At 64.9% G+C, this 24,498-nt stretch carries 34 protein-coding genes and 1 pseudogene; 22 read left to right on the top strand and 13 right to left on the bottom strand.

Going from position 1 to position 24,498, the window contains the following annotated elements:
- Positions 1-36 precede the first annotated feature (36 nt).
- From ERL55_RS13125 to ERL55_RS13100, 6 genes are all read right to left on the bottom strand, one after another.
- Complete coding sequence (locus ERL55_RS13125) at positions 37-762, bottom strand: HAD-IA family hydrolase (RefSeq protein ID WP_129136812.1); 726 nt, start codon at positions 760-762, stop codon at positions 37-39.
- A 71-nt stretch (positions 763-833) separates the two neighbouring features.
- A complete protein-coding gene (locus tag ERL55_RS13120) occupies positions 834-1,925 on the bottom strand; it encodes an AI-2E family transporter (protein ID WP_129136811.1) in 1,092 nt (363 codons plus the stop codon).
- Positions 1,926-1,929: 4 nt separating this feature from the next.
- Entirely contained in the window at positions 1,930-2,484 is a 555-nt protein-coding gene (locus ERL55_RS13115) for a protein sip-5 (protein WP_129136810.1), read from the bottom strand.
- Entirely contained in the window at positions 2,481-3,050 is a 570-nt protein-coding gene (locus ERL55_RS13110) for a phage holin family protein (protein ID WP_241685776.1), read from the bottom strand. Before ERL55_RS13110 ends, ERL55_RS13115 begins: the two co-directional genes overlap by 4 nt.
- A 27-nt stretch (positions 3,051-3,077) precedes the next feature.
- Entirely contained in the window at positions 3,078-3,428 is a 351-nt protein-coding gene (locus ERL55_RS13105) for a hypothetical protein (protein WP_129136809.1), read from the bottom strand.
- A gap of 34 nt (positions 3,429-3,462) precedes the next feature.
- Complete coding sequence (locus tag ERL55_RS13100) at positions 3,463-4,890, bottom strand: Do family serine endopeptidase (protein ID WP_129136808.1); 1,428 nt, start codon at positions 4,888-4,890, stop codon at positions 3,463-3,465.
- A gap of 522 nt (positions 4,891-5,412) precedes the next feature.
- On the opposite strand from ERL55_RS13100, the gene ERL55_RS13095 reads away from it, so the two are divergent.
- From ERL55_RS13095 to qac, 5 genes are all read left to right on the top strand, one after another.
- On the top strand, positions 5,413-7,563 hold the full coding sequence (locus ERL55_RS13095; RefSeq protein WP_129136807.1) for an adenosylcobalamin-dependent ribonucleoside-diphosphate reductase: 2,151 nt from the start codon (positions 5,413-5,415) through the stop codon (positions 7,561-7,563).
- 124 nt (positions 7,564-7,687) lie between these two features.
- Positions 7,688-8,233, top strand: coding sequence for a histone H1 (locus tag ERL55_RS14975; RefSeq protein ID WP_164972205.1), 546 nt, complete (start codon positions 7,688-7,690; stop codon positions 8,231-8,233).
- A gap of 83 nt (positions 8,234-8,316) precedes the next feature.
- Complete coding sequence (locus ERL55_RS13085; protein WP_129136806.1) at positions 8,317-9,156, top strand: NrdJb; 840 nt, start codon at positions 8,317-8,319, stop codon at positions 9,154-9,156.
- Between the two features lie 216 nt (positions 9,157-9,372).
- Positions 9,373-9,798, top strand: a complete 426-nt coding sequence (locus ERL55_RS13080; protein ID WP_129136805.1) for a hypothetical protein — start codon at positions 9,373-9,375, stop codon at positions 9,796-9,798.
- 214 nt (positions 9,799-10,012) lie between these two features.
- The gene (gene qac, locus ERL55_RS13075) at positions 10,013-10,345 is read left to right on the top strand and encodes a quaternary ammonium compound efflux SMR transporter QacL (RefSeq protein WP_129136804.1); all 333 of its coding nucleotides are present in this window, start codon (positions 10,013-10,015) and stop codon (positions 10,343-10,345) included.
- Between the two features lie 17 nt (positions 10,346-10,362).
- On the opposite strand, the gene ERL55_RS13070 is transcribed toward qac, so the two are convergent.
- The 4 genes and pseudogenes from ERL55_RS13070 to ERL55_RS13055 form a co-directional block, all read right to left on the bottom strand.
- Positions 10,363-11,346, bottom strand: coding sequence for an IS30 family transposase (locus ERL55_RS13070; protein ID WP_129135522.1), 984 nt, complete (start codon positions 11,344-11,346; stop codon positions 10,363-10,365).
- 173 nt (positions 11,347-11,519) lie between these two features.
- Positions 11,520-11,645: pseudogene (locus ERL55_RS13065) on the bottom strand (IS110 family transposase); the annotation flags it as partial.
- A gap of 15 nt (positions 11,646-11,660) precedes the next feature.
- Positions 11,661-12,772 (bottom strand): IS3 family transposase gene (locus ERL55_RS13060; RefSeq protein ID WP_164972237.1). Its coding sequence is split into 2 segments (ribosomal slippage): positions 11,661-12,520 and positions 12,520-12,772, totalling 1,113 coding nucleotides; the frame shifts between segments, so codons are not numbered across the junction.
- Positions 12,773-12,811: 39 nt separating this feature from the next.
- Complete coding sequence (locus ERL55_RS13055) at positions 12,812-13,036, bottom strand: hypothetical protein (RefSeq protein WP_129136803.1); 225 nt, start codon at positions 13,034-13,036, stop codon at positions 12,812-12,814.
- Positions 13,037-13,642: 606 nt separating this feature from the next.
- Here ERL55_RS13055 and ERL55_RS13050 point away from each other — a divergent pair.
- The 12 genes from ERL55_RS13050 (at position 13,643) to ERL55_RS12990 (ending at position 19,872) form a co-directional block, all read left to right on the top strand.
- Entirely contained in the window at positions 13,643-14,014 is a 372-nt protein-coding gene (locus ERL55_RS13050) for a hypothetical protein (protein ID WP_129136802.1), read from the top strand.
- A gap of 611 nt (positions 14,015-14,625) precedes the next feature.
- A complete protein-coding gene (locus ERL55_RS13040) occupies positions 14,626-14,961 on the top strand; it encodes a hypothetical protein (protein WP_129136800.1) in 336 nt (111 codons plus the stop codon).
- 157 nt (positions 14,962-15,118) lie between these two features.
- A complete protein-coding gene (locus ERL55_RS13035) occupies positions 15,119-15,355 on the top strand; it encodes a hypothetical protein (protein ID WP_129136799.1) in 237 nt (78 codons plus the stop codon).
- Between the two features lie 194 nt (positions 15,356-15,549).
- Positions 15,550-15,936: a hypothetical protein gene (locus tag ERL55_RS13030; RefSeq protein ID WP_206733323.1), complete on the top strand. Its 387-nt coding sequence runs from the start codon at positions 15,550-15,552 to the stop codon at positions 15,934-15,936.
- Between the two features lie 72 nt (positions 15,937-16,008).
- Positions 16,009-16,278 (top strand): hypothetical protein, encoded by a 270-nt coding sequence (locus ERL55_RS13025; RefSeq protein WP_129136797.1) that lies wholly within the window; start codon positions 16,009-16,011, stop codon positions 16,276-16,278.
- Positions 16,278-16,751 carry a hypothetical protein gene (locus ERL55_RS13020; RefSeq protein WP_129136796.1) on the top strand — a complete coding sequence of 158 codons (474 nt, stop codon included), beginning with the start codon at positions 16,278-16,280 and terminating at the stop codon, positions 16,749-16,751. The genes ERL55_RS13025 and ERL55_RS13020 overlap by 1 nt, the downstream gene beginning before the upstream one ends.
- A 66-nt stretch (positions 16,752-16,817) precedes the next feature.
- Positions 16,818-17,441, top strand: a complete 624-nt coding sequence (locus ERL55_RS13015) for a hypothetical protein (RefSeq protein WP_129136795.1) — start codon at positions 16,818-16,820, stop codon at positions 17,439-17,441.
- A 62-nt stretch (positions 17,442-17,503) separates the two neighbouring features.
- Positions 17,504-17,830: a nucleotide pyrophosphohydrolase gene (locus tag ERL55_RS13010; protein ID WP_129136794.1), complete on the top strand. Its 327-nt coding sequence runs from the start codon at positions 17,504-17,506 to the stop codon at positions 17,828-17,830.
- Positions 17,831-18,044: 214 nt separating this feature from the next.
- The gene (locus ERL55_RS13005) at positions 18,045-18,491 is read left to right on the top strand and encodes an HIT domain-containing protein (RefSeq protein ID WP_241685775.1); all 447 of its coding nucleotides are present in this window, start codon (positions 18,045-18,047) and stop codon (positions 18,489-18,491) included.
- 36 nt (positions 18,492-18,527) lie between these two features.
- Positions 18,528-18,842, top strand: a complete 315-nt coding sequence (locus tag ERL55_RS13000; RefSeq protein ID WP_129136793.1) for an antibiotic biosynthesis monooxygenase — start codon at positions 18,528-18,530, stop codon at positions 18,840-18,842.
- A 35-nt stretch (positions 18,843-18,877) separates the two neighbouring features.
- Positions 18,878-19,321, top strand: a complete 444-nt coding sequence (locus ERL55_RS12995) for a hypothetical protein (RefSeq protein ID WP_129136792.1) — start codon at positions 18,878-18,880, stop codon at positions 19,319-19,321.
- Positions 19,322-19,431: 110 nt separating this feature from the next.
- A complete protein-coding gene (locus tag ERL55_RS12990; protein ID WP_129136791.1) occupies positions 19,432-19,872 on the top strand; it encodes a BON domain-containing protein in 441 nt (146 codons plus the stop codon).
- Positions 19,873-20,095: 223 nt separating this feature from the next.
- On the opposite strand, the gene ERL55_RS12985 is transcribed toward ERL55_RS12990, so the two are convergent.
- Together ERL55_RS12985 and ERL55_RS12980 are read right to left on the bottom strand one after the other, a co-directional pair.
- Positions 20,096-20,950 (bottom strand): chemotaxis protein CheX, encoded by an 855-nt coding sequence (locus ERL55_RS12985; RefSeq protein ID WP_129136790.1) that lies wholly within the window; start codon positions 20,948-20,950, stop codon positions 20,096-20,098.
- 35 nt (positions 20,951-20,985) lie between these two features.
- Positions 20,986-21,354 carry a response regulator gene (locus ERL55_RS12980; protein ID WP_129136789.1) on the bottom strand — a complete coding sequence of 123 codons (369 nt, stop codon included), beginning with the start codon at positions 21,352-21,354 and terminating at the stop codon, positions 20,986-20,988.
- Between the two features lie 144 nt (positions 21,355-21,498).
- Between ERL55_RS12980 and ERL55_RS12975 the strand changes: the two genes are divergently transcribed.
- The 5 genes from ERL55_RS12975 to ERL55_RS12955 all read left to right on the top strand — a co-directional run bounded on the left by ERL55_RS12975 (position 21,499) and on the right by ERL55_RS12955 (position 24,200).
- Entirely contained in the window at positions 21,499-22,002 is a 504-nt protein-coding gene (locus ERL55_RS12975) for a hypothetical protein (protein WP_129136788.1), read from the top strand.
- A 7-nt stretch (positions 22,003-22,009) separates the two neighbouring features.
- Positions 22,010-22,315, top strand: coding sequence for a hypothetical protein (locus tag ERL55_RS12970; RefSeq protein WP_129136787.1), 306 nt, complete (start codon positions 22,010-22,012; stop codon positions 22,313-22,315).
- A 236-nt stretch (positions 22,316-22,551) separates the two neighbouring features.
- Positions 22,552-23,346, top strand: coding sequence for a hypothetical protein (locus ERL55_RS12965; protein WP_129136786.1), 795 nt, complete (start codon positions 22,552-22,554; stop codon positions 23,344-23,346).
- Positions 23,347-23,402: 56 nt separating this feature from the next.
- A complete protein-coding gene (locus tag ERL55_RS12960; RefSeq protein ID WP_129136785.1) occupies positions 23,403-23,744 on the top strand; it encodes a transcription initiation protein in 342 nt (113 codons plus the stop codon).
- Positions 23,745-23,777: 33 nt separating this feature from the next.
- Positions 23,778-24,200, top strand: a complete 423-nt coding sequence (locus ERL55_RS12955) for a GFA family protein (protein WP_241685774.1) — start codon at positions 23,778-23,780, stop codon at positions 24,198-24,200.
- Here the strand turns inward: ERL55_RS12955 and ERL55_RS12950 are convergent.
- Entirely contained in the window at positions 24,130-24,474 is a 345-nt protein-coding gene (locus ERL55_RS12950; protein WP_129136784.1) for a hypothetical protein, read from the bottom strand. The two genes, ERL55_RS12955 and ERL55_RS12950, sit on opposite strands and share 71 nt — an antisense overlap.
- Positions 24,475-24,498: the final 24 nt, after the last annotated feature.

Raw genomic sequence — 24,498 nt, 5'->3', positions numbered from 1 at the left:
GACTCCTGAAAAAACGGCGAGGTGCGATGTGATGGATCAGCCAGCGCGGGCGATGGCGGGAGCGCGGATGTCGTGCGTTTCCATCCAGTCGGCAAGCCCCGCGAGGCTGTCGAATTCGAGGTCGGGCCGCAGCTGGCGGTTGGTCCATCGGCGGCCGTCGCGGTTGATCCAGCAGGTGCGCAGGCCGGCGCGGAAGGCGCCGGCGACGTCCGCATCCACATGGTCGCCGACGTGCAGCACCTCGCCGTGCGCGCATTCCAGCCGCGCGCAGGCGGCGTGGAAGATGCACGCCGACGGCTTGGCCTTGCCGTGTTCCCGCGAGCCGAGCTGGAACACGAAGTGCGAGTCGATACCGATCCGCGCGAGGTCGGCGTTGCCGTTGCTCAGCGCCGCCACCGGCACCCGCGCGCTGATGCGCGCCAGGGCATCGAGGCTGTCGGGGTAGTGCTCGACCTCGTTGCGCGCGGCGTAGAACGCCTCGTAGGCGGGATCCAGCAGCGCCATGTCGGCGCCGCTGTCGCGCAGCGCGATTTCCAGCGTCATCCGCCGCAGCGCGGAGAGGTCATGGGCCAGGTGCGGATTGTTGCGCCACACCCGTTCGCGCATCGCGCGCATCGCCTCCGGCGGCCAGCGCTTCGCGGTTTCCGGGCTGTGCGTGCGCAGCCACTCGTCGAGCACGCGCTCGATGCGCTCGCCGATCGGTGCGAACGGCCACACGGTGTCGTCGAGGTCGAGGGTGATGGCGCGGACGGCGAAAGCCATGGCGGCCATTGTAGGCCGCGGCCGCTGACCGGCACCCGTGCCGTGAGGCACGCAGCGTCCCGCGCCGGGGACTACTCCAGCAGTCGCGCCCAGCGGTCCATGCCTTCCACGCGCACCAGCGCGATCTTGGCGCAGACGAGCAGAGGCACCGCCAGCAGCAGGCCGATGATGCCGAACAGGAACCCGAACACCATCAGCGCGATGATCAGGATCAGCGGCGACAGCGCCATCCGCCGGCCGAGCACGATCGGGGTGATCAGTTGCCCCTCCAGCGTGTGCAGGCCGAGATAGATCGCCACCGGCAGCAGCGACATGCCCAGCGTGTCGAAGCTCACCAGGCCCATCAGCAACATCAGGAACGCGCCGATGAAGGCGCCGACGTACGGGGCGAAATTCAGCAGCGCCACGATCGTGCCCCACATCAGCGCCTCCGGGCCGCCCACGCCCAGCGCCATCAGGCTGCCGGCGAGCGCCATGCCCAGCAGGGTGTTGATGATGCTGATGGTGAGGATGTAGCGCGACACCTCGCGCTCGATCGAGGACATGATGTCGACGGTGAGCTTCTTGCGCTGGCGGTCGGGCAGGATCGCGATCGCATGCCGCTGCAGGCGCTCGCCGTAGACCATGAAGAAGAACGTCAGCAGCACCACCGCCAGCACCGACGCCATCATCCGTGGCGTGGCCGCCAGCAGCGCCAGCGTGCCGCCGCTTTTGATCTCCACCAGTTGCACGCGCTGCTTCGGGCCGACATCGGCGACCCGGGCGATCGATTCCGCCGCGGCGCTGGCCGACTGCACCGGCTTGGCCATCTGCTGCAGGCGCGGGGTGAGCGAGCGCAGCTGCCGCGGCGCCTCCTCGATCCATACCCGCACCGGGCCCGCCAGCTGCCAGGCCAGCATGCCGGTTGCCGCCAGGCCACCGATCAGCACGATCAGCGCGCCGAGGAAGCGCGGCACGTACAGCCGCCGCAGGCCGCGCAGGATCGGGTTGCCGACCATGGCGAAGAACATCGCCAGCAGAATGGGCAGGATCAGCCCCTGCGCCGCCCAGGCGGCGGCCAGCACGGCAAGGGTGGCCAGCACCACCAGTGAGACCGGCGCGCGTGGGCGGGGGGCGGGCGCCGGTGGCAGCTCGCTGTCGACGGTCTCGGCGCTGGCGACCATGCCGCTAGCGTTCTGACAGGTCGGTGGCGGCCTCGGCCGGTGACGGCTGGCGATCCCACTGCGGGTCCGGCCGGCTGCGATCACTGCGTGGCCGATCCGCATCGAATGGATGCATCGTCGCCGTGGAGCCCGCCGCCACACGCGCGGCAGACATGGACGCGTCCGCAGCCGCGCCACCGGCGGCACCGCCCGCTGCTGCATCCGCGGTGGTCGCGGCCACGTCGGCCGTGGTCGCGGCGTCATCCGCGGTGTCGGCGGCGGTCTGGGCCTTGCTGGCGGCAAAGCTCGACTGCACCGAGGCCACCAGCCCCGCCACCGAGGTCACCAGCTGCATCATCTTCGGGTTGGCGAACTGGCCCACGTGGCGCATCGCCCGCGCCGGCTGTGCCTTGCCGCTGATGAAGCCCAGCAAAGCACCGACGATGATGATGCGCGGCGGGGTCCAGCCTTCCTTCCAGTTGGTCTGCAGCCCGCTCCACGACAGCCGGGTCTGCAGGATGCGGCCGTCCACCACCTGCTCGCTGCGCTCCACGCGCTTTTTCAGTTGTTCGAAGTTCATGGCGCCTCCGTCCCCGGTGGCTTCGGACCGGCCAGTCCGTCACGCTGCGGACCCGCCGCCTCCGAGGGCATCGGGGGTTGGGTGCCCTTGGCGGCGGACGACTCCTCGTCATCCTCGTCGTCCTCGCTGAACAGCCCCAGCCGCTGCAACTGCCGGCGGCTGGCGTGCATGCCCGCGTAATCGAAGAACACCGAGGCCCGCCAGCCGGCAAGCCCGGTGACCACCAGGCTGACCAGCGCGGTGATCGTGAACGAGGCCAGCCAGGAGATCCCGTCGATACGTTGCAGCAGCACGATCAGCGCGCCCATCAGCAGCAGCCACGCCGACGCGCCGAACACCACCCCGATCGCCACCCAGGCCATTGCACGGCCGGTGGCACTGCGCGCGAGCGCGAAGTCGGCCGAGATCAGCCGTCGCAGCGCACGCCCGGTGTCCAGTGCGGACTTCGCGGTGTCACGCCCGGATTTGCCGATGCGACGGACGCTTTCGTCCACGTGCGGCGCTTTGCCCGGTTCGGGCGCAGCGCCGCCTGTGGCGTCCCGGGGGGCTTGGTCGTCAGGTTTCAAGGCTGTTCCCCGTGGCAGGACTGGACGTTAGCGGCCGAGCTTGGCGATCAGCCAGCCGGCAGCGAAGGCAACGCCGAACGACGCCAGCGGACGCTCGCGGATCATGTCGGCCGCGCTGTCGACCAGGTCCTTGCCCTTGTCGAGCAGCTCGTCGACCTGCTCGCGGCCCGCTTCGTTGAGGCCACCCAGCGCCGACATGCCGGCGGAGGCGCCATCGGACAGGTCGGCCTTCAGATTGGCCTGGCCGGCCTTCAGCTCTTCGGCGGCAGCCGCGGCGGCATTGCGCAGCGCGCTGCTGGCATCGGTGGCGGCCTGCTTCAGCGAGCCGCCGCAGTCACCGAGGTCCTGCTTGAGGGTATTGGTCGGGGTGGTGCTCATGGTCGTTCTCCGTTGGGTGAGGGGTGGGGCGGAACTACTGCAGGCGCAGCTGGTACTGGCGGCCACCGCGGACCACCAGCAGCACCAGTGCGTCCGGCTGGCCGGCGAGGGTGGCGCGGAAGCCGGCAAGGTCGTGGAACTGGCCACCGGTGGCGGCGCGGATCAGGTCCCCGGCGCGCAGGCCGTTGCGGGCCGCCGCGCTGCCGGGCTCGACACGCTCCACCAGCACGCCGCTGATGCGGTCGGTCTGGCGGCGCAATGCTTCGGGAAGGTCGGACAGGGTGGCGCCGGCCAGACGCGGGTCGTACGAGGCGCCGTCGCGCGGCAGTTCGGTCAGGCGCGTCGAGATCTCGAGGGTGCGGCCGTCGCGCAGCACCGACAGCGTCATCGGCGCGTCCACCGGCTGCAGGCCCTGGATGTTGCGCAGCGCCTCGGCGTTGTCCACGCGCTGGCCGTTGGCGGCGACCACGACGTCGCCGGTGCGCAGACCGGCACGTGCACCGGCCGCACCTTCGTGCACCCGGGTCACCACCGCACCGCGCGGCTCGTCGATGCCCAGGCCCTGGGCGATGCGCGCATCCACCGTCTGGGTGTCGATGCCGAGCGTGCCGCGGCGCACCGTGCCGCTGTTCTCCAGCTGGCGCATCACGCTGCCGGCCAGGTTCGACGGGATCGCGAAGCCGATGCCGATATTGCCGGCCATGCTGCCACGCACGTTGAAGCTGGCGGTGTTGATGCCGACCAGCTCGCCGCGCAGGTTGACCAGCGCGCCCCCGGAATTGCCGGGGTTGATCGACGCGTCGGTCTGGATGAAGTTCTGGAAGCCGATGCCCGGCACGTTGCTGCGGCCGACCGCCGAGACGATGCCGGAGGTCACCGTCTGGCTGAAGCCGAACGGGTTGCCCACCGCGACCACGAAATCGCCGACCCGCAGCGTGCTGCTGTCGGCCAGCGGGATCGCGGTGAGGTCGGTGGACTCCACCCGCATCAGCGCGATGTCGGTCTCCGGGTCGGAGCCGAGGAACTCGGCCGGCAGCGTGCGCCCGTCCGACAGCGTCACCGACACCTCGTCGGCGCCCTCGATCACGTGGTGGTTGGTCAGCACCAGGCCGCGCTGGGCATCCACGACCACGCCCGAGCCCAGCGACTGGTCCAGCCGCTCCTGGCTCATCTCGGGAAACATGCGGCGGAAGAACGGGTCGTTGCCGAAGGGGCTGACCTGCACGCGGCGGGTGTTGTGCACGCCGACGACGGCCGGGATCACCTGCTCGAGCATGGGTGCCAGCGACGGCAGCGGCTGGCCGCCGATCGACGGCAGCCCCGACGTGACCACGCCGGCCGGCGCCGGCACCGCGGGCTCGGCCGCGCGCGCCTGGCGTGGCAGGTCGGTGAGCACGGTGGCGGCCATGCCGCCGAACGCGGCAGCGGCCATCAGGGCAAGGAGGGTCGGGAATGGGCGCATGTGAAGTTGATTGTTCTGTCGGGGTGGGTGGCAGCGACGTGAAAGCGGGGTGCGCGACACGTCGCCGGGGCCCGACGGTAACGCGCAGTCAGCTTGTGCTCCACACCCGCGGGGCGCCCCGCCACTGCTTGAAAAGCGCCTGTTCATGATCACCCGGCGGGCCGCTCCCGTGGCCCGTGAAGACCCCCGCGCACCGCACGTCGGAGACCCCGTCAAGGCGTTGACTTCGCCCCCGGCCGGGCGTAGCTTGGACCGCGTTGTCCACTACATCTTGGGGTCTGCATGAAGCCCATAACCCAAGCACTGGTGGACAGGCAAGGTCGGCATGCAACGCCTGACGGGGAGGCGGACGTGCAGGTAATCGGCCCCGGGCCACGCACAAACCACGGACACGATCGCGATGCGTAACCACGCAGCGCGCTCCGGGCGTCGGTGCCTCCAGGCGCCGGCACCGGACACCCACCCATGAAACAACATCACGGCGGAAGCACTCCGCCGGACACCACAGGAGACAGGTCAGGCATGAGCACGGTGCGCCTCGAGGCGGTCAGGAACGACACGACCACGGACATCCCGATGCAGCCCGCGTCGGCGGACATCTGGGACAAGAAGTACCGCCTCAAGACCAAGCAGGGCGAACCGGTGGATGCCGACATCGACGGCACCTACCAGCGCGTCGCGCGCGCGCTGGCCGATGCCGAGCCCGACGGCGAGAAGCGCAAGTACTGGTACGAGCGCTTCCTGTGGGCGCTGCGCCGCGGGGCGATCCCGGCCGGCCGCATCACTTCCAACGCCGGCGCGCTGGCCCACAAGCCCGCCACCTCGACCATCAACTGCACCGTGTCGGGCACCATCGGCGACTCGATGGACGGCATCCTGCAGAAGGTCCACGAGGCCGGGCTGACGCTGAAAGCCGGCTGCGGCATCGGCTACGAGTTCTCGACACTGCGACCGCGCGGCGCGTTCGTCGCCGGCGCCGGCGCCTATACCTCGGGCCCGATGTCCTTCATGGATATCTACGACAAGATGTGCTTCACGGTGTCGTCGGCCGGTGGCCGCCGTGGCGCGCAGATGGGCACCTTCGACGTCAGCCACCCCGACGTGCGCGACTTCATCCGCGCCAAGCGCGAGGACGGCCGCCTGCGCCAGTTCAACCTCTCGCTGCTGGTCACCGACGGCTTCATGCAGGCGGTGGAGACAGATGCCGACTGGCCGCTGGTGTTCCCGCTGTCGCTGAAGGAAGAGGGCGATGTCGACCTCGCCGATGCCGAGCAGGTGATCTGGCGCGAGTGGCCGCAGACCGAAGGCTATGTGGTGCGCGACGACGGCCTGGTGGCCTGCCGCGTGTACGGCAAGGTCCGTGCCCGCCACCTGTGGGACATGATCATGGTCTCGACGTACGACTACGCCGAGCCGGGCTTCATCCTGATCGACAAGGTCAACGAGATGAACAACAACTGGTGGTGCGAGAACATCCGCGCCACCAACCCCTGCGGCGAGCAGCCGCTGCCGCCGTACGGCGCGTGCCTGCTGGGGTCGATCAACCTCACCAAGTTCGTGCGCGACCCGTTCACCGACCGCGCGCGTTTCGACTGGGAGGAATACAAGGAAGTCGTGCGCGTGTTCACCCGCATGCTCGACAACGTGGTGGAAGTGAACGGCCTGCCGCTGGAAGAGCAGCGCAACGAGATCATGCGCAAGCGCCGCCACGGCATGGGCTTCCTGGGCCTGGGCAGCACCGTGACCATGCTGAAGATGAAGTACGGCTCGAAGGAGAGCTGCGAGTTCACCGAAGCCATCGCCCGCGACATGGCCGTTGCCGGCTGGGAAACCGGCCTGGCGCTCGCCCAGGAGAAGGGACCGGCGCCGATCATGGAAGAGCGCTTCACCATTACCCGGGAAATGCTGCGCAAGCGCCCGGAGATGGCGAAAGACGGCTGGAAGATCGGCCAGGAGATCGAAGGCAAGGTGCTGCACGCGCGCTACAGCCGCTACATGCAGAAGGTGGCCACCGTGGCGCCGGAACTCGTCGAGCAGCTGGCCGAGACCGGTGCGCGCTTCACCCACCACAGCTCGATCGCACCCACCGGCACCATTTCCCTGAGCCTGGCCAACAACGCCTCCAATGGCATCGAGCCCTCGTTCGCGCACCACTACAGCCGCAACGTGATCCGCGAGGGCAAGAAGTCGAAGGAGAAGGTGGACGTGTTCTCCTTCGAGCTGCTGGCCTACCGCCACCTGGTCAACGCCAAGGCGATGCCGTTCGCCGAAAGCGCCGACGCGCAGCTGCCCGACTACTTCATCTCCGCCGACGACATCTCGCCGAAGGAGCACGTGGACGTGCAGGCCGCCGCGCAGAAGTGGGTGGACAGCTCGATCTCCAAGACCGCGAACGTCCCGACCGACTACCCGTACGAGGACTTCAAGGACATCTACACCTACGCCTACCAGCAGGGCCTCAAGGGCTGCACCACGTTCCGCTTCAACCCGGCCGCCTTCCAGGGCGTGCTGGTGAAGGAGAAGGACCTGGAGAACACCACCTACCGCTTCGAGCTCGAGGACGGGTCCGTGGTGGAGGTGAAGGGCAACGAGCAGATCGAATACGACGGCGAAACCCACACCGCCGCCAACCTGTTCGACGCTCTGAAGGAAGGGTATTACGGCAAGTTCTGATGCACGGCGCGGTTCGCCGCGCCGGGTCGCTCCGCACGACAGCACGTGAAGGCAATCCCGTATCTCCCGCGTGGGCAGCGCCCGCGCACCCGACGAGGAAACCCCGATGAGCAACGGTAATGGAGTGACCGCGACGATCCGCGATACCGCAGAGACCGTGGCGGAGAAAGTGCAGGACGCCGCCGACGGCATGGCCGCCATCGCCCGCGAAGCGGCCAAGCGCGTCAGGTCCGCCCCGAAGAAGACCGCCAGCAAGGCCGCATCCACCCGCGCGAAGCCCGCCCCACCCACGAAAAAAGCCGCCACGTCCGCCAGGCGCGCAACCGACCGGCCGCTGACCGGCGACGTGGTCGCGAAGAAGCTGGTGGCCCGCAACGCCGAGGCCGCGACTGCCCGTCAGGCCGAAGGCCGCGTGGCCGGCCGCACCACCGGCAAGCCGGCGGCCACCACGCCGTCCAGGGCCGTGAAGAAGGCGGCTGCGAAAAAGGTGGCTGCGAAAAAGGTGGTCGCCAAGAAAGCTGCAGCGAAGAAGGTGGCGGCAAGGAAGGCCGCAACCAGGAAGACCGCAACGAAGTCCGCCAGCACCCGCGTGGTGGCGAAGAAAACCGCAGCGCGCACCGCGCCTGCCAGGAAGACCGCGAAGAAGGCCGCCCGCAAGGCGCCGCGCTAGCGCCTTTCCTCACCCCTCTCCCCGCGGGAGAGGGGCAGGGGTGAGGGCCCTCCCATCCAGAACACCGCACTACGGAATCAATAATGGCCGTCAGGATCGAAAAGAAAATCAAGGGTTACGCCGTCGTCCTTCCCGAGGACAAGGCGAAGGAAGCGGCCGCCGCCGCGCAGGCCAGCGAAGCCGCCGAGGCCGCTGCACGCCCCAGCGCCGACGTCATCCAGATGCACGAGCGCATCGAGCGCCCCGAGGTGCTGATCGGCAGCACTTACAAGATCAAGTCGCCGCTGGTCGAGCACGCCATGTACGTGACCATCAACGACATCGTGCTCAACGCCGACACCGAGCACGAGCAGCGCCGTCCGTTCGAGATCTTCGTCAACTCGAAGTCGATGGAGCACTTCCAGTGGATCGTCGCGCTCACCCGCATCATGAGCGCGGTGTTCCGCAAGGGCGGCGACGTGACCTTCCTGGTGGAAGAGATGAAGGCCGTGTTCGACCCCCGCGGCGGCTACTTCAAGGCCGGCGGCGTCTACATGCCCTCGCTGGTGGCGGAACTCGGCTTCATCGTCGAAGAGCACCTGAAGTCGATCGGCATGATCCACGACCCGGAAATGAGCGACGCCACCCGCGCGCTGATCGCCGAGAAGCGCAAGCAGTACGAAGACCGCTCAAAAAAAAACGCTGACGCAGGCGCGCCCGCCGCTCTGAACCCTTCTCCCGCCAGTGCGGGAGAAGGTGCCCGAAGGGCGGATGAGGGCGCTCTTCAAACCGCCAACGACCACCCCGAAGACATCGCCATAACCGGCGACGGCGCCAGCTTCCCGCCCAGCGCCACCATGTGCCACAAGTGCAGCACCAAGGCGCTGGTACTGATGGACGGCTGCGCGACGTGCCTGAACTGCGGGTACTCGAAGTGCGGCTGATCCGGGCACACGACAGGTGATAGCAAGGGGCCGGGCATCAGCAGTGATCCCGGCCTTTGTTTGAGCGCAACGGGTTATGTCCCAGGGTTATGCGCCTTCGGCGGGTCGAAGCTATTGATCCGGTTGGGGAAACGGCCCACATGATGCGTTGGGAAGCAGGATTACGGGGCGAGGTTACACCCCAATTTGTCTTCGAATAGGTGTTAGGGCTCAATTGTGGCTTCCGAAGATCTCAATGCTCTGTTCAATGAGGCTCTCGGGTTCGCTGAGTACATGCTGCTTGCGCATGGCGAGTTCATTCCATTTGGCGTATCGATGACCCCCGACGGAAAGATAGCCCAAGTAGCTGGGAGCCTCGGCACCGAGCAGCCTAAGTCGGCTGATATGGTTGAGTTTCTTCAATCATCTTTCGCTCACTCGGCGGCTCTTGGCTCCATCAGGGCAGCTGGTGTGTGTTTGGATATGTACGTAGTTCCTCCTGGGCAAGAGCAAAAATCGGATGCAATTTGCACCCGGCTGGCTCATGTATCAGGCGAAACAGTAGAGGTATTTGTGCCGTACTCTCGCGACAAGCACGGGGCTTTCCAGCTTGGTCAAACGTTCTCAACAGCGGGTGTCGAGTTCAAGCTAGTTGAGCCCTAACAATGCGTTCAAGCCGAAGCTGCTTCGTTCCACCAAGCACATGGCAGGTAAAGCTTGCCATGTGCTTGGCTCCACTACGCAGCTCGGCTTAACTTAGGCGTTAGATGCCAAATTTGGCTTCTCGTGTGCTCACAAAAAATCTACGCCCACAAGACTGTTTTAAGCGCCTTGTAGCTACCAATATTTCTCCTTCACATCGCAGAGGAGATTACGCATGAAGAACTGGATTTTTCTGTCTATTGCTATCTTTGGCGAAGTCGTAGCAACTTCGGCTTTAAAGTCTAGCAATGGCTTCACAAAGCTGGCTCCCTCTATCGTTGTTGTGGTTGGCTACGGACTTGCGTTCTACTTCCTTTCCCTAGCTCTCAAGTCCATTCCCATGGGAATCGCCTACGCTGTGTGGGCTGGACTCGGCATTGTGCTTGTGGCTGCTATCGCTTGGATGCTTCATGGTCAAAAATTGGATGCATGGGCTTTTGTTGGCATGGGTCTCATCGTTAGTGGTGTTGCTGTTCTTAACTTGCTATCCAAGGCCAGCGCACATTGACGGGGTTGGCAGGTGAATTAACACGCGAAGTGCAACACCCCGAGTAGTTCTTCGAGTCGCTCGATCGGGGACTTGTAGCCATGTCGTTTCCTGGGCCTGTGGTTGAGCTTGTGGGCGATGGTGTCGCAGTGGCCTTGCCGTACTTTTGCAAGGCTTCTTCGTTTGGGAAAGTACTGCCGTAGCAGCCCGTTGAAATTTTCGTTGCTGCCGCGTTGCCATGGGCGGTGCGGGTAGGCGAAGTAGCAACGGATGTGGGCGGCCTGCTCGAGCTCCTTGTAGCCATGGAACTCCGTGCCGTTGTCCCAGGTAATGGTCTTGAACGGCAGGCCGCTTTCGCGGATCAGCTTCAGCGCGGCCCGGTTCACTGCAGTCGTAGTGCGATGCGGCAGCTTGGCGACCAGAGCGAGGCCGGTGCTGCGTTCGACCAGGGTCAGGAGGCAGTCGCGCTCGGTGACCGAGCCCATGACGGTATCTCCTTCCCAATGGCCCACTTCGTCGCGGGTCTCGACGGCTTCGGGTCGGGTGTCGATCATGGGCTTGCCCTGCAGGCGGCCGCGTTTCTCTGGGCCGAACGTGCGTTTTCGTCGGCGCTTGCCGCCTTGGCGCAGGCAGCTGCGGAGCGTGCCACCGCGCCTGGCGTCGCTGTGCACGTGGCGGTAGATGGTCATGTGGCTGATCCTGGCGACGTTGTTGTCGGCCAGCCAGTTCGCGATCTGCTCGGGGCTCCACTGCTCGCTTCGCAGAAGCTCCTCGATGGCCTCGAGAATACCGGGCTCATGCTGCTTCACGCGCCGGGAGCGCCGCCGTCGACCGTTGGTTCGCTCCTGGGCCTTGCTGGGTCGGTAGGCGCCGTCGGTGGCGTGGCAGGCGTTGCGCCGTAGCTCACGACTGATCGTGCTCGGGTCGCGGCCCATGATTCGGGCGATGGCGCGGCCGGTGAGGCCGTGTCGATTGAGGACGCCCAGCGTGTATCTTTCACCCTGGGTGAGCTGGCTGTACATGAAGGATCGTCTCTTGCCGGAGAAGTCCTCCCCAGTCTGCCAGCTCACCTTTTCCTTTCCGGGTGGCGTGGGTGTTGCACTTACTTTGTTAACCTGCGATGCCTAACAATTCATTCAAGCCGACGCCGCTTCGCGGCGCGGCTTAATTCAGCAACTGTCTTGAAGCGTGCCGCTCAAGCCAGTGCCAAGCCTTCCATCCTGAGCTCGTCACGTCGCTTGGCATTGACGATGCCAAGCAGCTTGCGCATGCACGCCACCAACGCAACCTTGCCCAACTTGCCGCGTGCCCTGAGCTGCTGGCGTAAGCTTCCCCGTCAAGCAGACATTTCAAAAGTAGAACCTTCGGCGGCTTGACGATACTCGACCGGCGTCATGTCGCCGAGCGAGTCATGGGGACGCTCCTCGTTGTACTCGAGCATCCACCAGTACGCCGCCTCGCGCACGTCGTCGAGGCGGGTGAACAGGTGCTGGTCCAGGACCTCCTCGCGGAAGGTCCGGTTGAAGCGTTCGATGTAGGCGTTCTGGTTGGGCTTGCCTGGCTGGATGTACCGGATGGCCATGCCGTTGAGCTTGGCCCACTGCACGAAGGCCTCGCCCAGGAACTCCGGGCCGTTGTCGGTGCGCAGGACCTGCGGCAGGCCGTGGTCGCGCTTGAGCTGCTCGAAGATGCGGATCAGGCGCGCGGACGAGATCGAGGTGTCGACCTCGATGTGCAGCGCCTCACGGTTGAAGTCGTCGACCACATTGAAGGTCCGGAAGCGGCGGCCACAGGCCAGCGCATCGGCCATGAAATCAGCCGACCACACGGTGTCTGGCAGACGCGGCACGTACAGCGGCACGCGTTCGCGCTTGGGCAGCCGCTGCTTGGCCTTGCGACGCAAGTTGAGCTTCATGGCCTTGTACACTCGGTAGATCCGCTTGTGGTTCCAGTCCGGTCGCGCACGGCGCAGGACCTTGCAACACTTCCAGAAGCCGCGCGTCGGACGACTCTCGACTTGCCCGGCCAGCGCCGCGATGATCTCGGCGTCGCGCAAGGTCCAATGCTGGGGCGCTTGGTACCACGCGGCCCGCGACAACCCGACGCAATCACAGGACCGGCTCAGCGGCCGCGCATGTACCTCGATCAGGTACCGCACTGCCTCGCGCTTCTGCTCCGGCCCTACAGTTTTTTTGCGATCAGGTCCTTCATCGCTGCGTTGTCGAGCGCCAGTTCGGCGTACATCCGCTTGAGCTTGGCGTTCTCGGCTTCCAGATCCTTGACCCGACGCAGTTCCGAGGCCTCCAGGCCGCCGTACTTCGACTTCCACTTGTAGTACGTCGGCACGCTGATGCCGGCCTGCCGGCAAATGTCCTTGACCGGCACTCCAGCGTCGGCCTGCTTGAGGATCGAGACGATCTGGGTCTCGGTGAAACGGGACTTCTTCATGGAACCTCCTGGCTGGGGAAACATGCCAGAAAGTTCTACTTATGGGGTGTCTGCCGATCGGGGAAGCTTACGAATCCAGAGCCCCGCATCGCAGCAGGCCTCGAGCAGCGGCTCTTCGTAACCGCCGGTGGCCTCGACCACGATCCGCTGCACGTCCATTGCCTCCAGGCGCTTGACCACCTTGTTGATCCCCGCCCGGTTGTTGGCGAAGCGGTCCACGCCCGGCTGCCCATCCACGGCCAGATCCAGGTTGGCCTTGCTCACGTCGATCCCTGCTGCCCGCATGCCCGTTCTCCGCTAGAGTTGGCCGGTCGAGAGCATCGCGCCCGAGGCCCACGCTTATCAGTTCGAGGGCAACCTCGATCAACTGTTCGGGCGCAGGGCGCGAGATCCGGCGTGCGGCCCCTGCTGAATTACGGTGGTGCTGACACCGAGGCGTTATCGGGCGCGCACGCCGGGCTCTCGGCTCTTAGGCTAGGGGAAACTCAAGACATAAGGCGTTAGGCCTTGTTTCCCGCACTGTTGTCGCCGGGTTCCAGGCAATCTGTAGCGCCTCGCTCATCCGCAGCGTTTGCACCTCTCACGCGCGGTGCAGGCATCGGCAGTCAGCCATGCAGCAGCTCGGCTTCGGACAGGCGCGACTCTTCGCAAGGTTCGACCTGCCGGGTCGGCTTCGGGCAGTGCGCGGTGAGGGTTCGTGGCCGCGCGCAGGGTGCGTTTCGGCAGCACCAGGCACAGCGCTTGTTGTACTGTTCGCCTCAGGGGTTGGGCTGCCGCACGTCGGGCGCAGGTGCCAGGGAACGGCGGCCTAACGAGTCGTTCAAGCCGATGCCGCTTCGCGGCACGGCTTAACTCTGGTGTTAGGCGGCTATGGAAGGACTTCTCTACTTCGCAGCAGTTCTCGCCGTGGCTTTGGGCGCGGCTCACTCGCTGCTTGGTGAGCGGTACATCCTGACCCGGCTATTTCGCCGTAGTGATCTGCCAAAGCTATTCGGCGGCTCGGCGTTCACGACCCGAACGTTGCGCTTTGCCTGGCACATCACCACGGTCGCGTGGTTCGGCTTTGCTGCGCTTCTGGTGCATGCGGGTCGCGGCGACCTCACGGTGTCGGGCATGCTCCAGGTCATCGGGCTAACCTTCGTTGCCTCAGGGTTCTTGCCGTTGCTTCTCACAAGGGGCAAGCACCTGTCGTGGCTGGTACTGTTCGTCATCGGCGGCATTGCACTGTGGCGCGCCGCCTAACAATGCGTTCAAGCCGAACCCGCTTCGTTACGCGGCCCAGGCGGCAGGTAAAGCTTGCCACCTGGTCCACTCCACTGCGCGGGTCGGCTTAACTTAGGTGTTAGGCCTCATGGACGTAAAGACGGTCGCACTACTCTCACTCGCTGCAGTGGCAGCAGCTTCTGGCGTGGCTACACAGTATCCCGATCCATTCAATCCGTCAGAAGCTATAGAGGCTCTGCTTGTCATTCTCTTCGCCATGGCCACATTTGTCTGGTTTCGTGCAGATGCCATCCAGAGATCCTACCGTCGCTCGCCGATTCTGAATGTGGCAGTCTTTGGCCTTGCGGCTGTCGCGTTGCCTTACTACTTCATTCGATCGCGCGGCTGGAAGCATGGGGCCGTCGCCTTCTTAGGTGCGGTTGGGGTCTTTGTCGTCGTTTGCGTCATCTCGGCTCTAACCGCCATGGCTACTGCATGGGCTCAAATGGCATGGCTCTAGTATCCGCACCGCGGCCTAACAATGCGTTCAAGCCGAAGCCGCTTCGTTACGCAAAGCACATGGCAGGTACAGCTTGCCATGTGCTTTGCTCCACTACGCGTCTCGGCTTAACTTAGGTGTTAGGCCCCACATGGCGCAGCTCGTGATCTCCATTGCAGCAGTCATCGCATTCCTGTGCACATTCTTTTACTTGCATGCGATGTTTCGGCTGCATGGAGTCATCGCTGCCGAGAAGCCAGAATGGGTCAATGTTCGTGGAGCATTGGACTTCTTCTATACCGGCTTTCCTCGAGTCGCCAATCCGAACGTCGGAGCCGAGGTAGTGAAGATTGCCCTCGGTTCAAGGGCTCGCCAACTTAATGCTCCCGTGGCTGCACGGTTCGTGCGCCGTATCCGCGTTTGCCTGCCACTTGGGCTTCTCAGCTATCTTGTACTGGTACTCGTGGGTTCTACCGGTGGGGCCTAACAATGCGTTCAAGCCGAACCCGCTTCGTTACGCGCCCCACATGGCAGGAAGAGCTTGCCATGTGGTTCGCTTCACTGCGCGGGTCGGCTTAACTTAGGCGTTAGGCGACAACACAGGGCGAATCGACCGTAGTTTTGTTCAACAACAGGGGAAAACCATGGCAACGAAGAAGAGCGCAGGCGGCCGCAGGCCAGGCAGCAAAAATCACTCACCCCGCGAGGATCGGCTCTTGGCGCAAGTAGCGGCCCTTAAGGCCAGCCTTGCCGCGGAGAAGGCGAAGGGCAAGGTAAAGGATGCAGAGAAGAAGGAACTTCGTGTCGCGTTGAGTGAGGCAAAGAAGAAAGCCCTTCCCAAGGCTGCAGTTACGAAGAAGAGCGCGCCGAAGAAGAAGTAAGGGCGCGCATGTTGTCGCCTAACAATTCATTCAAGCCGACGCCGCTTCGCGGCGCGGCTTAACTCTGGCGTTAGCTCCCCAACATGCATCCCCTTGGCGCTCTCTTTGATTGGTTGCCCGACTGTGACTTTGGGGTCATGGACCATGGCTTTGTCCCGCATGGCAGGGACTACACCTTGTTGGTTGAGTCCCCGATGGGCAAAGATCCCGGGCGGCACCAAGTTCAGTTCACTCATGTCGCTGAGTTGAGCTACGTCACCGCCATAGCAGACGATGTATGGGCAAAGTCCTGGGGAGAGGCATTCGTTGACTACCAGTCTTGGCTGGGTGCGGGCGAGCCGGATGGCTATGTGTGGGGTACTTGCTGGTCGCTGGCGTGGCCGGGCATCCGGGCAATTGAGCCATCTGCAAAAGCGGCTGACTGGGCTAATCGACTACGCAGCCCGATGTATGAGGCGGAGATCGAGACGGACCGCTTTCGGATCAATCTTATCTTCAACAGTTTGCGGTGGGCCAAAGTGAGTGACGAGACTTCCACTGTTTCAAGCGTCGTCATCCCGCTTTCCTCGCAGGGGAGCTAACAATTCATTCAAGCCGACGCCGCTTTGCGGCGCGGCTTAATTCAGGCGTTATGCGCTCACTGAGGAGGAACGATGAGCCCGGAAAAGTACAACCGCTCTATCGAACTGCTCTGCCCGACATGCGGGACGAGTAGCTTCTCGCAGTCCACTGGCAACCCCGAAGCTGCCGAAGAGATGATCTGTGCGTCCTGCGGCCTTGAAATCAGCCGAGAGAATCTAATCAAGGCGAATCGCGAGAACATCGACGAGCATGTCAAGGAGATTGGCCGCGAAGTCACTGGCGACATAAAGCGTGAACTGGCAAAGGCCTTTCGTGGTAGCAAGTTCATCAAGTTCAAATGATGAGCAGTTCAATCACATTGACAGATGCTGCGGCGGTACTAGCGCTTATGCTTTCCGCCTATGCCACCTGGAAGACGGTCCAGTTCAACAACCGCCAGCGCGCGCTGATAGAGACTCAGGAGCAACTAAATAGGCGCCTCCTCGCTAGAGAAGAGGCAGAGACAAATAGAGAAAAGCGGGCGGATCTCGGTGCCACGTTCATTAAGCTGGGAAGCAGCAACTACCGTCTTCGCGTCTTCAATAAGGGCAAGGCTGCCGCCACCAACGTGCGCATTTCGTTCCCTGACGGCGATAACGTAGTTAGCAAATCAGATGTTGATCGGAAGTTTCCGATGGAACTGCTTGAGCCGCACCAATCGGTTGAACTGCTTGCGTCGATCCACATGGGCAGCAGAAGCAAGCACAAAGTAGTACTCAACTGGGCTGACGAGGCAGGGGCGTCGAATGAGAAGACTGTGTATGCGACCGTCTGAAGCGCATAACAATTCGTTAAAGCCGACACCGTTTCGCGGCGCGGCTTAACTCAAGCGTTAGCCACCATGAAAGACAAATCGCTCGTTGAGAGATTAATCTACCTTGATGCTGAGTTCATATCCCGAGTCTACGAGGCGGAGCGAAACATATCGCCAACCACCCGGATAACGCGCACACAAAGCATGCAAGCAGCGGCGTCGCTAGCTCTATTCTCGGGAGGCGGCAGCTCTAGCGAGAGCAGGGCGTTCGAGATATCCACGCTGCAAATGCTTGATGAGCTAATGGGGCATCTTGGAAAGTACCCAAAGTTTGAAAATTTCAGCCTTGGCGATGCGTCTGGGCACTTCTGGGTCGAGGGGACCCTCACTGCCAGCAAGGTCAAGCTGACCCGGAGCACGGGAGTTGTGACCGTGGTGGGAGCCCACGAGCATAAACCCGCGGACCCAACGCGAGAACTTATCGGTGAGGAAGCCTTTTTTACGATCAAAGCAAACAATGGTAAGTTTGCCCTCGCCCCAACGGACCAGTATTTTGTTTCTGGCGTCGCCACCTTCAAAGGGCTTACGCATTTAGTCGTAGATCAGATGTCGCTACCCTGCAGATCCTTGCTGCGCGTGTTCTCGGCACGCACTGCTTTCAAGCAGTGGGTGGCCACTCCACTCGTTATCCTTGATCGGGAAGGCGGCTAACAAATCATTCAAGCCGATGCCGCTTCGCGGCACGGCTTAATTCTGGTGTTAGGTGGCATGAAATGAACTTCAGCGATCTCGAACAGACAGCGCTCCAACTCAACGATCTCTACGAGCAGCTTGAGGTCAAACGCTACGGTCGCGTCTGGAGCACTCAGGAACTTGCCCTTGGGTTGATGGGAGATGTTGGCGACTTGGCCAAGCTGATCCAGGCTAACGCCGGCGTCCGAACGATCAGTGACCACCAGCCCAAGCTCGGCCATGAACTGTCGGACTGCCTCTGGTCAATCATGGTGTTGGCCAACAAGTGCGGGGTTGATCTTGAGGGGGAGTTCGTCAGGAATACGCGGGAGATTTCAGAGTACGTGTCAGGCGAATTGGCCAGGTAGATGGAGCCGCCTGGCAATGCGTCCAAGCCGAAGTCGCTTCGTGCGTGGTTCAAAGGTTAGGCAAAGGCTTTGCTGGCTCCACTGTTATAGCGGCGGTCCGCGGGATGGTTTCGATAAGCAGCTGCAAGTCGTGCGCTAACGGCCTCAGATTCACTTTGGGTGGATGACACCCCGGTACGGATGTGCAGTGATCGCTCCTATTGGAGGGGAGTCCATGAAACACGCGCCGCCCGGCTACGCCTGCCCCTTCTGCCGCATCGCAGAATCGCTGCCGACGCCCGCGGTGGATCCGACGGTCGTGCTGGTCGAGCCGGACGTTTTCGCTCTGGTACCGCTGCACCACTACGCCGGCATCCACGGCAACTGCCTGGTGGTGCCGCGGCAGCACTACGAGAACCTCTTCCACATTCCCGATGAACTCGGCAAGGACTTCTTCGGTGCCACGCGGCGCCTCGCGCACGCGATGCGCAGTGCGTTCGGATGCGAAGGGATCTCCACGCGCCAGCACAATGGCCCGGCGGGCGATCAGGATGTATGGCATTACCACCTGCACGTCTTCCCGCGTTCTCCGTGTGATGGCCTGCACGGGGGGCAGAAACTGCCGTACACCCGGGACGAACGCATCGAACTGGCCGCCCGGTTGCGGCGTGCCCTGCGATAGCCTGCGGATTGGTCGGCCACCTTCCGGGGCAATCCCATGATCTGTCGCATGTGGCATGGCATCACCCTCCGCGCCAAGGCCGATGCCTATGCGGCCCTGCTCGAGGAGCGCGCGCAAACGGGCTACCGCGCGGTGCCGGGAAACATCAGCGCCTGCGTGCTGCGGCGTGACGAGGGGGAGATCACGCATTTCATGACGCTCAGCTACTGGGCGTCGGAGGCCAGCATCCGTGCCTTCGCCGGCGACGACGTGCTGGTGGCGAGGTATTTCCCGGAGGACGCGGATTTCCTGCTGGAGTTCGAGCCGCAGGTGCAGCACTACACGGTCACCACCGCCCTGGGAGGCGGCTGACCGTGTCGCGTCGTGGGCGGCGGGTGGTGGGTGTGTTGCTGGTGATCGCCACGGCAGCCATCGCGGCATGCGCGGGCGGGGCGCAGGGCGGGGAGGGGCCATTGGCCTGCGTGCCGTCGGCGTCCTGTGGCTGCAGGATCGTGGTCGCCGGGAACAGCTGCCCCGCGGGGGAGGCGCACTTCTTCCACGAACTCGAGGATGGTGCTCCGCTTCACTTCGATGCAGGGCAGGGCGCGGTTGCCGCATCCGCCTGGACCGCCCGCAGCGATGTCTTCAGCCACGGCCCGGGCGACTCCTGGGTCGAGACCTATGGCCACGGTGAAAGCAGGATCGAAATCCGGTATTCCCCGGCGCCGGCCACGTGCCCCAAGCACGCCCAGGGCGAGGAGTGCGAGTACTTCGACGTGCGCGCGCGCGTGATCATCTCCGGGCCGCAGGGCCGCCGCGGCTATTCCGGCACCGGCACCTGCGGGTGCTAGTGGCGATTCACGACAGTCTTGCCCGTCCATGAACGGGCGCCCGTCGCTCACGCGACGTGTGCACCCTGCTGAGCACACTCCAGCCCACTCCCAAACGCTGGAGATTCCAGATGACCAACAACATCACCCGTATTCCCCTGGCGATCGCGCTGTCTTCCGTGCTGGCGTTCGCCGTCGGCTGCACCGCCGATCGCAACGACGACGGCGTCGCCAACGACCCGGCCATGCAGACCCCGGCCGGCACCGTGGCCGCCGACATGGACCGCAACGATGCCGCCACCGATGCCAACCCCGACGCCATCGGCGACGGCCGCGATTCGGACCAGCCGGTCGACGACACCTGGATCACCACCAAGGTGAAGTCCTCGCTGCTGGCCGATTCCGACGTCTCGGGCCTCGACATCAACGTCGACACCCTCAACGGCGTGGTGACCCTGCAGGGCCAGGTCGAGAGCCAGGCGCAGATCGATACCGCTACCCGCATCGCGCGTGAGATCGAAGGCGTGACCGACGTGCAGACCACCAACCTGACGGTCGGCAACGCCCAGTAATGCCGCACGGGCGTGGCCCGCGAGGGCGCGCCCCGAACGGACACGAAGATGCCGCGCACCTTCCGGGTGCGCGGCATCTTCATTTTGTATTGAGCAGGCCGCGCGCTTACCGCGCCGGCGTGGAGCGGGTGATGGACTACGCCAGCGAGGACCAGGTGGCACTGTTCCTGCGGCAGGTTTGGCCCGCGCCAGACAGGCGCCGGTTCACCGGCGCAGGCAACGATCAGCCCGGGCGATCCACCAGCAGTACGAAGCCGCCGAGCTGTGAACCCATGCCGATCGCGATGCTGCGCTCGCGGTCGGCGGCAAGCGTTGCGATCGGCACCGAGGCATCCGGCGGCAGCGCGCGGTAGCTGGCGTCGTCGGCCAGCACGTCGTGCACCAGGTAGCCCATCAGCACGTTCACCATTTCGCCGAGGGCATCCTGCGCAAGCTCGTCATCGCACTGCCCGGGGGTGATGCGCAGCAGCGCGCAGGCCAGTGCGCGTGCAGTGGGCAGGTCGCTGGCCAGCGCGATGCCCAGCGGGGCGGCGCCTTCCACGCGCACATGCGCAACCACGGGCCAGGTGTCGAGTTCTTCCGGGGCCAGCACTTCGGCCGGCAGGCACTGACTGCCGAGCATGCGCGGGAACAGCCGCGCGCACAGCCCGACCGCACTGTTGGCCAGATCGCCCAGCGGATGCGCCGCCAGCTCGGCTTCGAACGCGTGGCGGGCGTCCTCCTGGCTGGCGCGGTGCAGCGCGAGTTCGGCAGCGAGGCGTTCGGCGTCGAGCGCGCCCTGTTCCAGCAGCACGTCGCCGAGCATCCGCCGGCCGGCCTTCTGCGCGTCGAGCAGCGCATCCAGCTGGGCCTGGTCGAGCACGCCCAGCTCCAGTGCGATGTCGCCGAAGCGCCGGTCCTCCACGCGCTGGCGCTGCTGGATGCGGCGCGCCTGCGCGGGGTCGAGCAGGCCTCGATCCACCGCCAGTTCGCCCAGCAGCGGGTTGGACGCGCGTTGCGCTTCGATCGCCGCCAGCAGCTGGGCGGCGGTGATGACGCCACGTTCCAGCAGGAACTGGCCAAGGAATTTCGCTGCCATCGTGTGACCTCTACAGGGAAACGTCGGCCCCGCCCTCAGGCGAGGGCCTCGCGCAGCACGCGTTCCATCGCATCGGTGTCGATGGGCTTCTGCAGGTAGGAGCGCGCGCCGATGCGCAGGCACTCCTCGATGTCGCGCTGCGCGCCCAGCGAGCTGAGGATCACCACCCGCGCCTGCGGGTCGAGCTCGAGGATGCGCGCCAGCGCCTCGCGCCCGTCGCATTCGGGCATCACCAGGTCCAGCAGCACCAGGTCCGGCCGCAGCGCCTGGTACTGGCGGATCGCCTCCAGGCCGTTGCCGGCCTCGCCCGCCACCGCGAATCCGGCTTCGTCCAGCTGCCCTGCCGCCAGCATGCGCAGCGCCCGCGAGTCGTCGCACAGCAGCACCGTCGGTCGTGCGGTCATCGGTGTCTCCCCGTCATGTCAGCCCCCAGGCCCCTGGTCGATAGCGGCCGGGTGGGGGAAGGCTTGAGGGCTGGGCCCGCAACGGTCCCGGCTGCGATACTCGCGCCGGTCATGAGTTGGTGGCCGATGACTCTGGGGAAGTCCATGACTGTTTCGCGCGGCCGCGATTGGGGCCTGATCTTTCTGTGGCTGACGACGTTCTGGGGTGCCGGCAAGGCCCTGGAGACACTGGTCCGTTTCTCGACCACCAGTGATTTCGCGATCCTGTCGTCGCACGGGTGGGGTGGTCTCTTCTTCGTACTGAGCGGTACGCAGTTGTTGCTGTGGGCGACCTTGCTCTACTACCTTGCGCGCCCGGCCCCGGCGGGTGTAGCGATCGGGCTGGCCGCGATCGGATTCACGGCGCTCAGCGGCGCGGCGATGTCGGCACTCGTGGTTGCCGACCTCCCCGCGGCCCGCATTGCATATACCGTGAGCCGCGAGGCCCGCGGACTGCGGGTACGGGAGGAGACACTGGATGCGGTGTTTTCCGTGGCCGGCATCTGGGGCAGCTACGGCGTGTCCCTGTTGCTGCTGGCGCTCATGGCGAGCGTGCTGTGGCGACGCCGGCGCTGGTTCGGTGCGGACATCGCAACTGTGGATGCGTAACGGGTCGATGGACGTCGCCACGGGGCGCAGGAGTTTCATCCACGCCGGCTCTATTCCGGGGAACGATCGATTTCAGGTGGTGCACTACATGAAGTGGCGTGAACCGTGGCGGGAATCCATCGGACAAACCTGGTCTCTTCCGGGCTCGTTGCGGCGCCTCGGTCGAGGCTTCCTGGTCTGGTTCGGAGTCTTCGCGGCGATCCTGGTCGTCTACGCACTGGTGGGGAAGGTCGGTCTCGAGGATTTGCCGGGCCGCGCCGCTGGTACCTCGGCAATCGCCGCCGCGATGGCGGTGGTCCTGCATCTTGTGTAGCTTCTGAGCCCCCGCAAAATTGAATTCGGGCCTCGCGGCATCCTCGTGGTCAAGTCCGACGAAATGCTCCTCCTTCCCTGGCAGGCGATCGAGTCGTTCCACATATCGAGAACAGTGCTGCCGGGCGTACTGACGCTGCAGCTGCGCTCGGGAGAGACATACGGGGTCGTTCTCCCGTATGACGCCATGCCGACCGAGATCATCGCGGAGCTCCGCGGGATGACCGGATCACAGACGTGACACACGCCAATGGTGTGGATGCCGCGCCTCACACGCTGAGCTTCGCCGCCCTCGACGCGCGTATCCGCGTGATGCCGGACGGGCCGGTGACGCTGCTCGACACCCCGCGCTGGATGCGGCCGCTCAACGTCATCGGCACCGTCGCCATTCTTGTCGGCCTGCTTCCAATGTTCCTGGTGCAGTGGATGGAGCCCGCGATGTGGATGGTCCATCTGATGCGTGTGGCGCTGCTGGTGACGGTGGCGTATCTGCCGTACGTCGTGCGCTCGATCTGGGTGCTTGGAAGAGAGTTCTGGCACTGGCGTCCGAAGCTGGCCGAGCAGGCCGACCACGACCTCGCGCAGTTCGCGCTGCTGCGCAGCTGGCTGTGCGCGTATCCGCGCGGGGAACTGCAGGCCCACCGTGATTTTGCCGTGCACGCGCGCGAGCGGCTGGCATCGAAGCTCGGCCTGCTGGTAGGTGGGGCGGAACGCGTTGGCGTGCTGCCGGTGCTGGTGGCGGTGTTCCTGCTGGCCCGCGGGGTCGACGGGCCCGGCCTCGATGCGTTGGGCGAGGTTCCGCTGTGGGCGGCGGTACTCGGGCCGTTCCTCGTGGTCACCTGGCTGATCGGTGTCATCGCCGTGCGGATGCGCCTGCAGCTGGAGCTGTACGAGGCGGTGCTGGAAGAAGCGCTGCGGCACCTCGATGCACGGACTGCCGCCACAACGGTCACGGCGACGGCAGCGTGCGCGGAACCCGCCGGACCGGACAGCGACGTGCGCCTGGCGTCCGCCGCTTCCATGGCCGGCTGAGCCGCTGGCCGCCGTACACCTGCAGCACGACCCCTCGGTCTCCAATTGGCGATGCCATGGCCAGGTACCTGATCTCGTTTCCTGCGGCGGCGATGGTCTTGGCCGATGGCGAGTGGGAGGCGGTGGTCCGCGACTCGCATGCCGTGATCGAGGAGGCGAAGGCCGCCGGCGTGTACGTCTTCGGCGGCGGCATCGACGCGGCCGTGCCGCCCGTGCGGGTGTCCGCCGATGGCGCGGTCGCGGAGGGTGGTTACCCGTGGGCGCCGGCGCTGGATGGCGGCCTCACCATCCTCGAGCTTGCCTCCCGCGAGGAGGCCGTCGCCTGGGCGGCGCGGATCGCCCGGGCCTGCCGCTGTGCCCAGGAGCTGCGTGTGTTCGGCTTCGACCCGCAGTCCTGAGCAGGCCACTCCGCAACCCGGCCGGACAGCGCGATGAATATCCATCAGGCCAGCTGCAGCTGCGGGCAACTCACCCTGCGTGCCGGGGGCGAGCCCGTGCGTGTCTCGATCTGCCACTGCCGCGACTGCCAGCGGCGCAGCGGCAGTGCGTTCGCGGTGCAGGCGCGGTTTCCCGCGGGCAACGTGACGGTCGAGGGCCAGAGCACGCCGTATGTCCGCGCGGGGGACAAGGGGCGCATCGCCCGCTTCTTCTTCTGCCCCGCGTGCGGCACCACGGTGTTCTTCCGCCTGGATGCCGACCCGGACCATGTGGCGGTGGCGCTGGGCACCCTCGACGACCCCGCCCGCCTGCCGCCACGGTCTCCGTGTTCGGCGAGCGGCAGCATCACTGGCTCGGGCTCTCGGCCGATATCGAGCAGTACGACTGAGCAATTGTTGCAACGATTGGGTCAATGACGTCATCGATGACGTCATTGACATCATCGTCGAGGTCGCGGACCTCATGCATGACGTCGTAGACCTCATCGCTGACGTCCACGACCTCATCGATGACGTCCGGAACCTCACGCGTGAGGTCGACGATCTCATCGATGACGTCCACGACCTCATCGTTGATATCCCGGACCTCATGCGTGACGTCCGCGACCTCATCGTTGATATCCCGGACCCCATCGATGACGTCCGCGACCTGATCGAAGGCGTCCACGACCTCACGGATGAAGTCCGCCATCCCCCGCACGGCCCGCCGGCCCTG

The organism is Luteimonas sp. YGD11-2 (genome assembly GCF_004118975.1).
Classification (GTDB): domain Bacteria; phylum Pseudomonadota; class Gammaproteobacteria; order Xanthomonadales; family Xanthomonadaceae; genus Luteimonas; species Luteimonas muca.
This window is presented reverse-complemented; position numbering and strand designations above follow the sequence as displayed.

Bases quoted from the DNA above. Each gene is read 5' to 3' on its own strand.
- ERL55_RS13000 (WP_129136793.1), top strand. From the start codon at position 18,528: ATGATCTGTCGCATGTGGCATGGCATCACCCTCCGCGCCAAGGCCGAT.
- ERL55_RS13025 (WP_129136797.1), top strand. From the start codon at position 16,009: ATGAGCCCGGAAAAGTACAACCGCTCTATCGAACTGCTCTGCCCGACA.
- ERL55_RS13120 (WP_129136811.1), bottom strand. From the start codon at position 1,925: ATGGTCGCCAGCGCCGAGACCGTCGACAGCGAGCTGCCACCGGCGCCC.
- ERL55_RS13020 (WP_129136796.1), top strand. From the start codon at position 16,278: ATGAGCAGTTCAATCACATTGACAGATGCTGCGGCGGTACTAGCGCTT.
- ERL55_RS13010 (WP_129136794.1), top strand. From the start codon at position 17,504: ATGAACTTCAGCGATCTCGAACAGACAGCGCTCCAACTCAACGATCTC.
- ERL55_RS13015 (WP_129136795.1), top strand. From the start codon at position 16,818: ATGAAAGACAAATCGCTCGTTGAGAGATTAATCTACCTTGATGCTGAG.
- ERL55_RS12950 (WP_129136784.1), bottom strand. From the start codon at position 24,474: ATGGCGGACTTCATCCGTGAGGTCGTGGACGCCTTCGATCAGGTCGCG.
- ERL55_RS13030 (WP_206733323.1), top strand. From the start codon at position 15,550: ATGGGCAAAGATCCCGGGCGGCACCAAGTTCAGTTCACTCATGTCGCT.
- ERL55_RS12955 (WP_241685774.1), top strand. From the start codon at position 23,778: ATGAATATCCATCAGGCCAGCTGCAGCTGCGGGCAACTCACCCTGCGT.
- ERL55_RS12970 (WP_129136787.1), top strand. From the start codon at position 22,010: ATGGACGTCGCCACGGGGCGCAGGAGTTTCATCCACGCCGGCTCTATT.
- qac (WP_129136804.1), top strand. From the start codon at position 10,013: ATGAAGAACTGGATTTTTCTGTCTATTGCTATCTTTGGCGAAGTCGTA.
- ERL55_RS13100 (WP_129136808.1), bottom strand. From the start codon at position 4,890: ATGCGCCCATTCCCGACCCTCCTTGCCCTGATGGCCGCTGCCGCGTTC.
- ERL55_RS13105 (WP_129136809.1), bottom strand. From the start codon at position 3,428: ATGAGCACCACCCCGACCAATACCCTCAAGCAGGACCTCGGTGACTGC.
- ERL55_RS13070 (WP_129135522.1), bottom strand. From the start codon at position 11,346: ATGTACAGCCAGCTCACCCAGGGTGAAAGATACACGCTGGGCGTCCTC.
- ERL55_RS13050 (WP_129136802.1), top strand. From the start codon at position 13,643: ATGGAAGGACTTCTCTACTTCGCAGCAGTTCTCGCCGTGGCTTTGGGC.
- ERL55_RS12980 (WP_129136789.1), bottom strand. From the start codon at position 21,354: ATGACCGCACGACCGACGGTGCTGCTGTGCGACGACTCGCGGGCGCTG.
- ERL55_RS12990 (WP_129136791.1), top strand. From the start codon at position 19,432: ATGACCAACAACATCACCCGTATTCCCCTGGCGATCGCGCTGTCTTCC.
- ERL55_RS13035 (WP_129136799.1), top strand. From the start codon at position 15,119: ATGGCAACGAAGAAGAGCGCAGGCGGCCGCAGGCCAGGCAGCAAAAAT.
- ERL55_RS13085 (WP_129136806.1), top strand. From the start codon at position 8,317: ATGGCCGTCAGGATCGAAAAGAAAATCAAGGGTTACGCCGTCGTCCTT.
- ERL55_RS12975 (WP_129136788.1), top strand. From the start codon at position 21,499: ATGACTGTTTCGCGCGGCCGCGATTGGGGCCTGATCTTTCTGTGGCTG.
- ERL55_RS12960 (WP_129136785.1), top strand. From the start codon at position 23,403: ATGGCCAGGTACCTGATCTCGTTTCCTGCGGCGGCGATGGTCTTGGCC.
- ERL55_RS13115 (WP_129136810.1), bottom strand. From the start codon at position 2,484: ATGAACTTCGAACAACTGAAAAAGCGCGTGGAGCGCAGCGAGCAGGTG.
- ERL55_RS13095 (WP_129136807.1), top strand. From the start codon at position 5,413: ATGAGCACGGTGCGCCTCGAGGCGGTCAGGAACGACACGACCACGGAC.
- ERL55_RS13040 (WP_129136800.1), top strand. From the start codon at position 14,626: ATGGCGCAGCTCGTGATCTCCATTGCAGCAGTCATCGCATTCCTGTGC.
- ERL55_RS13005 (WP_241685775.1), top strand. From the start codon at position 18,045: ATGAAACACGCGCCGCCCGGCTACGCCTGCCCCTTCTGCCGCATCGCA.
- ERL55_RS13125 (WP_129136812.1), bottom strand. From the start codon at position 762: ATGGCTTTCGCCGTCCGCGCCATCACCCTCGACCTCGACGACACCGTG.
- ERL55_RS12985 (WP_129136790.1), bottom strand. From the start codon at position 20,950: ATGGCAGCGAAATTCCTTGGCCAGTTCCTGCTGGAACGTGGCGTCATC.